9 protein-coding genes are annotated in these 12224 nt (G+C 33.8%); 4 read left to right on the forward strand and 5 right to left on the reverse strand.

Annotated features, from left to right (window positions below; genetic code table 11):
• The first annotated feature begins 239 nt into the window (after positions 1-239).
• Together ACP6PK_RS27385 and ACP6PK_RS27390 are read left to right on the forward strand one after the other, a co-directional pair.
• A complete protein-coding gene (locus tag ACP6PK_RS27385; RefSeq protein ID WP_094675867.1) occupies positions 240-668 on the forward strand; it encodes a universal stress protein in 429 nt (142 codons plus the stop codon).
• Positions 669-843: 175 nt separating this feature from the next.
• Positions 844-1008, forward strand: a complete 165-nt coding sequence (locus tag ACP6PK_RS27390; protein ID WP_168186638.1) for a hypothetical protein — start codon at positions 844-846, stop codon at positions 1006-1008.
• Between the two features lie 750 nt (positions 1009-1758).
• Here ACP6PK_RS27390 and ACP6PK_RS27395 read toward each other — a convergent pair.
• The gene (locus ACP6PK_RS27395; RefSeq protein ID WP_426564413.1) at positions 1759-2256 is read right to left on the reverse strand and encodes a peptidoglycan-binding domain-containing protein; all 498 of its coding nucleotides are present in this window, start codon (positions 2254-2256) and stop codon (positions 1759-1761) included.
• 306 nt (positions 2257-2562) lie between these two features.
• Positions 2563-2979 carry a hypothetical protein gene (locus tag ACP6PK_RS27400; RefSeq protein WP_426564415.1) on the reverse strand — a complete coding sequence of 139 codons (417 nt, stop codon included), beginning with the start codon at positions 2977-2979 and terminating at the stop codon, positions 2563-2565.
• A 384-nt stretch (positions 2980-3363) separates the two neighbouring features.
• Here ACP6PK_RS27400 and ACP6PK_RS27405 point away from each other — a divergent pair, with 384 nt between their 5' ends.
• Positions 3364-5115: an ABC transporter ATP-binding protein gene (locus ACP6PK_RS27405; RefSeq protein WP_426564417.1), complete on the forward strand. Its 1752-nt coding sequence runs from the start codon at positions 3364-3366 to the stop codon at positions 5113-5115.
• A gap of 1168 nt (positions 5116-6283) precedes the next feature.
• Positions 6284-6679 (forward strand): SpoIIAA family protein, encoded by a 396-nt coding sequence (locus ACP6PK_RS27410; RefSeq protein ID WP_094675861.1) that lies wholly within the window; start codon positions 6284-6286, stop codon positions 6677-6679.
• A 1784-nt stretch (positions 6680-8463) separates the two neighbouring features.
• On the opposite strand, the gene ACP6PK_RS27415 is transcribed toward ACP6PK_RS27410, so the two are convergent.
• From ACP6PK_RS27415 to ACP6PK_RS27425, 3 genes are all read right to left on the reverse strand, one after another.
• Entirely contained in the window at positions 8464-9372 is a 909-nt protein-coding gene (locus ACP6PK_RS27415) for an AEC family transporter (RefSeq protein WP_426564419.1), read from the reverse strand.
• 313 nt (positions 9373-9685) lie between these two features.
• Positions 9686-10996 carry a dipeptidase gene (locus ACP6PK_RS27420; RefSeq protein ID WP_426564421.1) on the reverse strand — a complete coding sequence of 437 codons (1311 nt, stop codon included), beginning with the start codon at positions 10994-10996 and terminating at the stop codon, positions 9686-9688.
• Positions 10997-11220: 224 nt separating this feature from the next.
• On the reverse strand, positions 11221-11298 hold the full coding sequence (locus tag ACP6PK_RS27425; RefSeq protein WP_371357262.1) for a DUF4896 domain-containing protein: 78 nt from the start codon (positions 11296-11298) through the stop codon (positions 11221-11223).
• Between the last annotated feature and the right edge of the window lie 926 nt (positions 11299-12224).

A 12224-nucleotide genomic window follows, 5' to 3' on the forward strand; every position in this document is an offset into this window, starting at 1 on the left:
TTCCTTCTTCCTTCTTCCTTCTTCCTTCTTCCTTCTTCCTTCTTCCTTCTTACTTTTTATCTTTTCCTTGATGGGTTTAATATCCCACCTTCACTCGTAGTATCTACAAATAGTTGGAGTTTGTAGAAGTAGAGCGAGTTGGATAAAATACCCCTATCCAATTTTCTCAACTTCGGTCTTCTTTCTTCTTTCTTCCTTCTTCCTTCTTACTTCTTCCTTCTTCCACTATCAAAAAAGCAATGAGTATATTTCCTAAAAACTCCGTACTTGTGCCCATAGATTTTTCCGATGAATCTATTGAGGCAATTAATGTGGCTCTAGAATTTGTTGCAGATACCTCTCATTTATGGGTGCTTCATGTCTTGCCCCATCTTAATCCTGTTGAACCAGGAGTAAGGTGGCATACTGTTGATGACCAGAGTCGTAAACAGCAGGTGGAAAAGGCGTTTCACGAAAAATTTTCAGCAAAGGAATATGAGGGTATTAATTTCAGTGTGGTGATCGGAAATCCCGCTCCAGAAATATTGGACTATGCTCAGGAAAAAAAAGTGGAGTTGATTATAATTCCTTCCCATGGACATACTGGTATTAGTCGATTTTTATTGGGATCTGTTGCTGAACGGGTTGTCAGGTATTCCCATTGTCCTGTTTTAGTCCTGCGCAAGTGAGCTTATTACATCAGAGTCAAAAACTAGATTTTTCCTCATAGAAGTAAAAATCTAGTTGTTTTGAATCTTAACCTACTCTTTATTAACTTTAGTTAAGAGGACTATCCTGAATGATTAGTCGGGATCATACAATAATATATAGAACTACCTTCCACTAGATAGAGGAGTAGGAAATATGTTAAGAACTCCTACATTTGGGGTCAATCAATACCACACACTCATTCAATATATTAGACAAACTATTCTCCATTGGCTGAAAATTTTTTGGAAATTTAGTTTGTTTTATGGTGAGTATATTGCTAATCCACCTTGGCAAAAAACTGAAAAAAGGACATTATAGAAGTTAGTCAACCTCTGTTAACGACTGCTTGAATACTTTAGAAAACTGTTTTTTTCTAGACCATGATATTTCTATGGGGAACAGTCAGAACAGAAAGTGTTCCAAATTTGCAGATCGGGTAACTTCCAAGTTAAGCTTAAGGTTAGCCAAGGGGTAAAAACAGAATCTGAAACATTACCTAAATCACTTAAAGATATTTTTTTCAGGCGTTGTATATTTGTGGGATAAATTGTAGATTTAGAGAAAGAGAAAGTAGAGGAAGAAAAAGAAGGAATTTAGCTGTTCCGTAAAGATTCATCCTTTGATTTAGCAACGCCTTTTTTCAAAGTTTCTCATACATAGTAGCAAGAATGATGTTAATATCAGATCACCTAGGTGGAATTCCCACCGATTTTAATTCTATGGACAATATCAGACAGGAATCATTCTTGTCCTACTAAGTATCATTATGATTTGTGACGATTAAACAAAACTTAGCTAGATATATAAAACACAGGGCGGTAAAGCATTCCGTTCCTAAAGCCAGCTCTTGTCCAATAGGATACAGGTACTAGAAAAGTAGAAGCCAAAGACATACTGTAAAGTTGGCGTAGGAGTATTATATATAAGCTTATGAAAATTACCAGAAGCAATTTATTTAGGTTGTTGCTCCTGGTATGACATTTATGACTTTGAATAACTGTGAGGTGAAAAACTATGATTTTTCTTAGTTTCTTCAACCTCATCAGCACTAAAGCTAAATTTTTATCTTTAAAAACCTAAAGCTGCTCTGGTACGAGGTCCAACAATGCCATCTGGTCTTAAGCCAACATCACGTTGGAATGCTCGAACTGCATACTTAGTTTTATGGCCAAAATAACCAGTTGCACGGTGATGATGGAAATAGCCCATAACTCCTAGTTGGTGTTGTAACCTAGCAACTCTGTGTCCACGGCTACCATAGTGAAGATAATATCCATGACTGCGGTAACGACGATGACCATGGTAAGCAGCATGGCGATAGCGAGGACGATGATGTCGCTTACCGTAAGACTTATAGCCACGGCCATAACCACCACAACGGTTATAGTGGTGACAAGCAGCAGCGGAATCAGCAGTTGTGCTGAGGGCACCTAGAATAGTAGCGACTGATAGAAGACCCATCATACCTAAGCTAGAGAACTTTTTCCAGTTCACTCCTTCAAAGGTTGGTTCAACTGTATAACTTTCTTCTGTGGTAGCTAGATGAGAATATGCTAATGTTTCCATAACTCCTCGGATGAGTAATATTTGACATTTTTTTTGTGAGTGCCTACCCACTTGGCTTATAGCATTCTGGGTATCTTTTGCAGTGCGACACTCAAAAAAAGTAGATTTTATTCTTGGTAATGCCGTGAAGTAAACTACTCCAACGGATTTAGTTAAATTTAGAATATTAACTAAGGAAATCCTATGATTTCCCTAGTTGCATTACTAGGCTACCATGTTAGGTAGATTGTTTATGCAGAATATTCAAAAAAATTATCAAAGTCCACAATTACTTTACTATTTATGGACTTTGAGGCTATCAAAAGCTTAGTAGCAGCCGCAGCCACCACCGTAGCCACCACCGCAGCTACCACCGTAGCCACCACCGTAGCCACCATAACCACCGTAGCGACCGTAGCGCCCATAGCCACTAGAGCGACCATAGGAACGGTTGTAGGAGCTACTAACAACTTTTTTATAGTAGTGACCAGAGCTACGACCATAGCTACGAGAACCACCATAACTACCATAGCCACCATAGCGACCATAGCTACCATAGCCATAACCACCATAAGCAGAAGCAGAATCAGCAGTGAAGCTCATTGCTCCAGCTAAAGTAGCGGCAGATAGTAAACCCATTGCACCAGCGGTAGATAGCTTTTTGAAATCTACACAAACAGTATACTCTTTATTATCAGAGTCTTCTGCACTGCAGGCTAAATGGGAAAATGCTAATGTTTCCATAAATTCCTCTGTTTAATCAAATTAAATGAACTACTTAAAAACAGGATTTTACCTGATTAATAAATATTACATCCCAATTTTTAAAGATACCTCTGAAGCGGGACTTTAAAGTAGATGTAAATATTGATTTTTGGGGTTTAGGTAGATGTACTCCCAGCCTATGCCAACAATCTAACAAATTAAGTATGAAATTGGCATATACAGAATATCACAGAAATTATATAACTCAAGTAAAACTGCCAAATAAAATTGAGCTGGCCTGTAATGCGGAGGATGGACGATTAGACGCCACCACACTTTCCTACAACTTGACGTTAAAATTGTTCTATCATTTTAAATCACTAAAAGCAAGTTTTTTTATATTTAATATAGAAATTTTATATTTTGAAACATCAAATTAACTTTGGCATATTAAAATCAAGCTCCAATTATTGGCAGCTTTTACCTTATATATATAAATATTGGCCAACAATTGTCAAGGCATTGGCCTGTACATTAATCTTTACTATTTTCTGGCCTATTTTAGCTTGGCTAATGGGTGAAATGGCAGGTTATATCGGCAGGGGAGATGTGGGGGCGATCGCTCAACTTGCTGGTCTAGCAGCTATCATTTTTCTCATTAAGGGTACTGTGCAGTATGGTCAAGATACTCTCATGGCAAAAGCGGCTTTAAGTATTGCTTTAGATTTGCGTAAACAAGTTTATTCTCACCTACAAAGACTTAATATTAGTTACTTTGAAAACTCAAAAACTGGAGACCTTTCTTATCGAATTACGGAAGATATTGACCGGACGGGAGAGGTTATTAATAAGTTTTTTCACCAATTTGTTCCTTGCATTTTACAGTTAATTGTTGTGCTAGGGTACATGATTTATCTGAATTGGCAGTTAACTTTGGCAACTTTAATTATTGCTCCTTTGATGGCATTGTTAATAGGTTGGTTTGGAGAGAAGTTACTTTCTTTTTCCCACAAAAGTCAAAATCACATTTCTAATTTATCGGCTTTAATAACAGAGGTATTTAGTGGTATTAGAGTGGTTCAAGCTTTTGCTGCTGAGGAGTATCAAATTGCTCAGTTTTCTGTGGAAGCTGAACAAAACCGACAAGCAAAATATATGGCAGAAAAGGTTAAAGCTCTTCAGTTTGTAGTGGTAGGTTTTTTGGAAGCAATGAGTGTGGTTTTTTTGTTTTTTTTGGGAGGGTGGCAAATATCTCAAGGAAATCTGACTGGGGAGGGTTTTATTAGTTATGTAACGGGTGTTGCTTTGTTAATCGATCCGATTTCTTTGACAACAAGTAATTATAGTGATTTTAAACAAGGTGAAGCTTCTTGTGACAGGATTTTTGAATTGTTAAAAATTCAACCGAAAGTTATAGAAAAACCAGACGCGATATCTCTTCCTGCCATAATGGGAAAAGTCGAGTATAAGAATGTTTGTTTTTCTTATAATCCTGAAAAGCAGGTTTTAAAAAATATGAATTTGTTGGTAAATTCAGGAGAAATAATTGCTTTGGTGGGTGCTTCTGGAGCGGGAAAAACTACACTTGTAAATTTGCTTCCTAGATTTTATGATGTTCAGTCTGGGGAAATATTAATTGATGATATTAATATTCAAGATACGACTCTTAAAAGTCTGAGAAGACAAATTGGAATTGTGCCTCAAGAGGTGACATTATTTTCGGGAAAAGTTTCACAAAATATTGCTTTTGGGCAACTAGATTATAATATTGATGCTGTGGAAGAAGCAGCTAAAGTTGCTAATGCTCATCAGTTTATTAGTAAGTTGCCTAAAGGTTATCAAACTTGGGTAGGAGAAAGGGGAGTTAATTTATCTGGAGGCCAAAGACAAAGAATAGCGATCGCTCGTGCAGTATTAGAAAATCCAAGGATATTAATATTAGATGAAGCTACTTCTTCTCTTGATTCTGAATCTGAATATTTAGTACAAGAAGCTTTGGAAAGATTGATGAAGGGGAGGACAGTATTTATTATTGCACATAGGTTGGCAACTGTGCGACGTGCTAATCGAATTTTGGTTATGGAAAATGGTGAAATTTTAGAATCAGGTACCCACGCAGAATTATTAGAAAAAGGTGAACTTTACACTCGTTTTTATCAAAAGCAGTTTAATTAATATCTTTTATCTCTTCAGCAATTAACAATTATAATCATTACTACTGTAGGGGCGAATTCGCCCCTACCACCAAAATATTACAACTAAAGTAGGATTGCTATATATACTTATATTTTTCAGTAAACAATATTTGCAACTCCCAAATATTCTCTACTTCAGCAGGAGGATAAAAAACTACTCGCTTGTTTTAATAAATGTAAACAAATGAACTTCTTTGGTGGCAGTTTTAATCTACTTGCGTTAAAGTTAAGTTGTAGCTTAAGAGTAAGTATTAGGTTGATACCTTTTGCTTTGAAGTTTAAATTTAAAGCTAATAAAACTTAATACTCAGTAATAGACGAAGTAATCTGAGTAGGTCAATTTATTTGGGAAAAATTTGTGGGTTTATCCCCTTATTTTCAAGGTAGTAGTCAAGCTAAACTATAGAAATATTGCAAGGTATTAGGCAAATAGTTTAAGTTGGCAGCTAAATTTAACTCTCAACTAAAACAAGCTATGGCAGAAATGGGTGAGTATTTTATTCTATGCTCAGATTCTACAATAACTGTAAAAAAAGTAAATCTGCGAAAAAAAGGATTTCCTAAGTTTTAAGTGTAATTCTTCGTCTGTGGAATATTAAACCTCTGAAAGTTTTTATTCAGATGATAGAAAATCTATAACCTTCACAGATAAATTAGGAATAGGAAATCTCAAGCTTATAGATATTTGGGATTGGCATCTATAATGAAATAGAACAAATTAAGCAAGTAGATTTAATTTCTAAAACTTACGGTTAAGCTAAGACACATTTTAAATGCATCTTAGCAAGTCAGAGGTAATAAAGATTTTCTTTTTAACGAAGCACACAACAATAAGTCGTTTAAATGCAAAAGAGTTTATTATTTTCAGTTATTAATCCAGGCTAATATTTAGGAGGGAAATCAAACTACTCAGATATCAATTGGATTAGATTTAGGATGAAATTATTTGAGCGCTAATAGTTATGGATATGTAGTAAAATCAGCCAAGTTTTAGCGAAAAGTTTAAAAGTATTTCAAATGAATTAATAGGGGAAAATTGAGGAAATAAAAGAATCATAATTACTGTATAAAGGGAGAAAAAATATTAGGAAGCTCTACCAAAAAATAACAGATTAAAATTAGAAGTATCTCAGAAGGAGAAAACTACTATGATGGAAATTATACCTCTAGCAAATCAGAACATCATTGGTCTTAGTATTGATGGGAAAATTGAAACAAGCGACATTGAAAAAATGAAAACTTTAGTTGAGGAAAGATTAAAATCTCAACCTAAATTACGAGTTTATGTTGAAGTTAAAAAGTTTCAAGGAATATCTATGGCAGGTTTATGGGAAGACTTAAAATTTGCTTTCCCTCATCTGAAATATTTTGAGAAAAAAGCAGTTGTATCTGACCAAGTTTGGGCACATAAGTTGGCTGGTGTTAGTAATAAAATTTTTAGCAATATTGCCAAGATAGAGATCAAATGTTTTTATTGGTCAGAAAAAGACCAGGCTTTAGAATGGATAATAAGTAGTAATACACAATTAATTCCACAAAGTTAAACCTGAAACTTTTATCCTATCTAGATAATAATTTGTCACTAAATCAACTGAAAAATCATGCAAAATTGAGTCAAATATAGGAATAGACTGATTTGAAAACCAAAAAAAATTACACTAAAAGCTGAGTTAGAGATTTACCAATTTTAATCCTTTATTTAGGGCTTGCTGATTAAATCTCAAAGCATTTACAGATAAAGGTAAGTGCCTTTTTAGGTCGGGAAAAAGTACCTAGTTTTCAGCTCTTTATGCACGGTTCCCGAAAAATCAAAAAGTTAGCATTTTGGGCGCATAGTTGAGGCCAAAAATTACTCCCGTACGGATGTTGCATGCAACGTCCCTACCTATTCCCCCGCTCCCCTACTCCTTAAAAAAGACTTTTTCAGCAAACCCTATTTATAGGTGGAAGATTAAGGGTTAAAGTTTTCCATAACTCAGTTCATCACTCTATTTACTTAAACCTAATTTAAAAGGTTAAAAATAGCTAATCGCTTGACAGTTATACCAGTAAAAAAAATACTTTTATCTTAAATTTTTTTAGTATTTAAGGGGAGGTGCTAGTTTGGCAATACGGGATAATTAGAGAGCGAAAGTTTTCCCTATTTCCTACTTTTTACCTCCAGTCACTTTACCGAATAATTAATAATTATTAATTAAATCATTTAGGTTAAAAGCCTCCCCTTTCAAGGGGAAAAAATAATTTTTTTTCCTTATTGGTCAATCCTCTCCCTAAAAGGGAGAGGTAATTATCCATTATCCATTATCCATTATCCATTATCCATTATCCATTATCCATTATCCATTAATGAACTATCTTGTTTGAATTTAGTATTAGGTAATATTGTTTTCAGCTTTTTAGTAAGCATTCAACTTTTAGCTTTGAAAAAAGAGAATAGAGATAACTTTAGATAGGGATTTATATTCTCATAATTATTGCTCAATATAAGTGCCTAGGCAAAATTAATTACCTAATTTTCTTCCCTTTGATTTTTACAGTATAGGGTGTTGAGTATCTAGAGTATCTGTAATTAATTTTGCATAATTTACTTAGCTAATTGCTGATAACGCAGTTCCTGTATAATACCATTTCTCAAAAAAAATACTATATTATGATTGCGTGGGGAAGTGTGGGTAGGGACGTTGCATACAACGTCTGTACGGGAGAGGTTAAAAGTAGGAAAAAACAATACTAACCGACTAATAATTGTCAAAAACAGACTTTGAATCTTGGTAACTATTTGACTTCTGAAGTCAAGCTGAAGTACAGCATTACTTTTGGTAATTGCTATAAGAGTCTAGCAAACTGCTAATACCAATTTGAAAAAAGAATGTTAAGAATAATAAGGGCAAGAAAAAGACTTTACAGGAGATGTCCATTTGACTAATAAGATCGAATATGAACTAATCAATGGCATCAAAGCTATTCCCATACGACTCCTGACTCCTAAAAAATTACCTGCCTATCTGTAGTAAAAATTTATCAAAATGGTATAAATACTTAAGCTTTTTGCCATATTTTAGTTAATATTAGGGCTTTGAATATAGTCTGAAAACTTAAATAAAACTCTAACCTTAATAGCAAGTTTTAAATTAAAATTTTGCAGAAAATTCTTAATTCATCTCTTGGCAATTATTAGATATGAAGTATTCAAGATAACCTGCAAGAGTTGAACTATTATAGTGAAATATTTGACTCAAATTAAACCTCTAAAAATTGCTGCCTATTGCCTCTTACTGATTGCTTTTCAAAACAAAAAATTTTTCAGTATGCCCTAATTAGCATAACATCAAGATGCTGCTCCAATCGCCCATAATACTATAGGCAAAGTTAAAAAAGATAATAGTGTTGATACTATTACAACTCTAGAAGTTCTTGTTGCATCACCACCAAATTCATTAACTATGATAAAAGAAGTTAAAGCACTTGGCATAGCGCTTTGTAATACTAACACTTGTAAATCAAGCATTTCCAAACTCAGAATTTTACCAACTAAATAAGCAACAAATCCTGCTCCTAACAAACGGACTAAACTAGCACATAATTCATAAGTACCTGGTAGAAAACGATTCTTAGATATTTGTATTCCCATCAATAATAAAGCAATTGGAATTGTAGCTCCTCTTAAAAGGTGTAAACCATCATCCAATTTCAGAGGTAATTCAATATCCCATAAGTTCAGAGTTAAACCTAAAATCATTCCCCAAATTATGGGCAGTTTTAGAGTAAAAATAATACCAGACCTAAACCCCCCACCTTTGAGAATAGCAGGCATTGTACTCATCACAATTAAATTCCATGATATTAAATAAATTACTGCCCTTTCTAAACCTGCTTCTCCTAATGCAAATAAAGTTACAGGTAATCCCATATTTCCAGAATTAGGTAAAGCTGTAGTCGCCAATAAACTTTTTTGTAGAGACTCTGAAAAACCTAATCTATTTCCTATTCCCCAAGCTATTAAACAGAGTAAAAGATAAGTTAACCCAAAGGCTATAAATATTCCTATTGCTTCCTCAATACTAATAGTAGTTCGATACATTATATCGGTTAGTAATGCAGGAAATAAAACATACAAAGCTAGTCGAGAAAGTGTCAGTTCATCAATGGAAAAATTTTTGCCAAATATAAAACCAGTTAAAACTATACACCCAACTGGAAAAACAGCAGATACAACCGAAAATAAAATCTCAATCATAGTCTAATACTAATTTATAACAATCAGGAATGAGATGAGAGAAAAAACTGTATGGGTTTGGTCTCTAAAATCCCTTCTTTGCTCTGGTTTGGAGACCAAACCTCGTTAGATAAAATATTAAAATTCAAAAACTAGAAATAAACTCTGAAACTCTTACTAATTTACTATTGCCTCTAAAGCTATTTCCAAGCATTGGCAAGATTTTTGAAACGAATAAAATAGGATTTATATATTGATTTACTATAGGAATAAATCACAAATTAAGATGTAACTTACTTTTGTGAATTTGGTATAAATAAATCATTTTACAAAGTTATTTTCCAGATATTTCTTCGTTCTGAATTTCTCTTGCTACCTTTTGCACTTCACTAAAAACTCTGATTAAATTTCCACCCCAAATTTTTTGAATATCCTCTTCAGTATATCCCCGTGCTACTAATTCTTTTGTAATATTTGGCATTTCTGAAACATCATTTATTCCTCTAACTCCACCACCGCCATCAAAATCTGAACCAATACCAACATGATTAATACCCATAACTTTTACCATATAATCTATATGGTCTACTACATCAGCAACAGTAGGTTTATTTTTGGGATATTTATCATTAATTAGATCATATTTTTCTCTAAATTTTTCTATTTCTACTTGACTCAGTTTTCCTTGCCAATAAGCAGTTATTTCTTTGGCAATTGTTTTCATTGCTTTTTTTCTTTCTGCTGTTTGGGGTAGTTTTTTAATATAGGTATCAAAAATACAAATTTGTACAACCCCACCATTCTCTTGAACAGCTTTTAACATTTCATCACTCATATTTCGAGGATGATTTTCGAGAGACCTAGCACTAGAATGAGATGCAATAACTGGTGCTTTTGTTAACTTAATTACATCCCAGAATGTATCATCATGGACGTGAGAAATATCGACCATGATACCTAAACGATTCATTTCTTTAACAACTTTTTCTCCTAGGTCACTTAACCCATTCCATTCTTGTTTTTTATCGGTAGAAGAATCGCCAAGTTCATTGTTTTTGAAATGGGTGATTGTTATATATCTAATACCTTGGTCGTAGAAAAATCTAACATTACTAATATCTTTACCAATTGGATAGCCATTTTCCATTCCCATAAATATTGCCATTTTTCCCATTTTATCCAGCCGTTCAGCATCCTGTGGATTTAAGGCAAGTTCAACTTTATCTGAATTTTCCTCTGCCATCTTTTTTGTTATTTCAATCATCTTAATGGCTTTTGCTTTTGCCTGTTCGTGACCTTGGCGATCGCGTTCTTTTTGAGGAGTAAATATTGCCATAAAGACCGCATCTAATCCACCTTCTTCCATCCGAACAATATCCCATTGACCACTGTCTAATTCTCCTGGTTGATGTCTGATATTGGGTTGAAAATCAGGATATCTATATTGACGATAAGGCCAGTCTATATGACCGTCAATTGTTAAAACTTTTTCGTGTATTTCTTCAGGAGTTAATACTTTCTTTTGCTGCTCTTGAGTTACTTCAGGAGATGGTGGTAATTTTTTGTTAGAGATGGTACATCCATTTACTGTTAAAGAAAGTAGAATTATTGACAGTGATAAGACGGGATTTTTTGATAAATTCATCTAAATTACACCTCAAAATTAGCATTACAAAAAGGTAGGGTTCAATAATTAATTATTAATAATTAATAATTACCTCTTCCCTAATAGAAGGATTACTGAAAAAGAAATTTTTTTCTCCCTGAAAGGAGAGGCTTTAAATCTTAATTTCTAGGTCAACAAGTAATTAGGGCTTCCTGAATCAATCTCAAAGCATTTACAAGAAATAAGGTGTCTTTTTAGGTCGTTCAATAATTGATAATTGATAATGGATAATTACCTCTCTCTAAAAGGAAGAGGATTGAATAAAAGGAAAATAAATTCATTGTTTCTCCTTGCTAATGAGGGGCTTTAAACCTTAATTATTCGGTAAAAAGTACCAGGTTTTCAGCCCTTAATGCACGGTTCCCGAAAAATCAAAAATTTAGTATTTTCGGCAAGAGTCGGGAAAAAAATTACTCCACTACTCCCCCGCTCCCCTACTACTTAAAAAATACTTTTTCACCAAACCCTAATTATAAGTATTAGGAAACAGGGAACTTATCTCTGATAATACTTTCAGTAATCAGGATTTCTATAATACTTAGATACAAAATTCTAGGTTTTAGGGAATAGGGGACAGAGAATAGGGAATAAAAATACAAGTGTATCTCATGCTTACTGAGAAATACTATAAAGTTCAACTTAATCCTTAAAAGAAGTCATACCAAATCTAATTTATTTTGGCTATATATTTGAAAAAAAGCGGTATCTATTATAGCAGCTTTAAAAAGTCATGCTATATTTTATAGCTGGGAAAAATAACAATGAAAAGAACTAAAATTACTGAATATAAAGCATTTACTCCGTAAGCATTTAGCTCATCCTACGGAATGCTCCGCAAACATGTCGCTCCGCGTTTCGGCTGTCGCCGACATGAAAAACGCGCGTTGTGCGCTAGCTAAACAGCTTTTTAATAATAAATAAAGCAAGTATTAGCTTAACTTCTACTACATTTTTAACCGATAATATGATTGACACTTATTAATCTTTCATTTTTATTGCTGATAGCTAAAAGCTAACCCCTATTAGCTGTTTCATAAATAGTGAATATACATTCTCCCTCGTTAAGGTCAGTTTTTCTTCCAATACTTTTAATTATCCTTAAATTTATCAATACTAATTCCTACTTATGAGGCAATCAATTAATAGCTAATAGCTGACTGCTGAATACTTAGGTTAGAGCTAAGGGTAGGAGGTTGAGAAAATCATC

The sequence above is a fragment of the Dapis hubbardiae BLCC-M172 genome, from assembly GCF_050016015.1.
GTDB lineage: Bacteria > Cyanobacteriota > Cyanobacteriia > Cyanobacteriales > Microcoleaceae > Trichodesmium.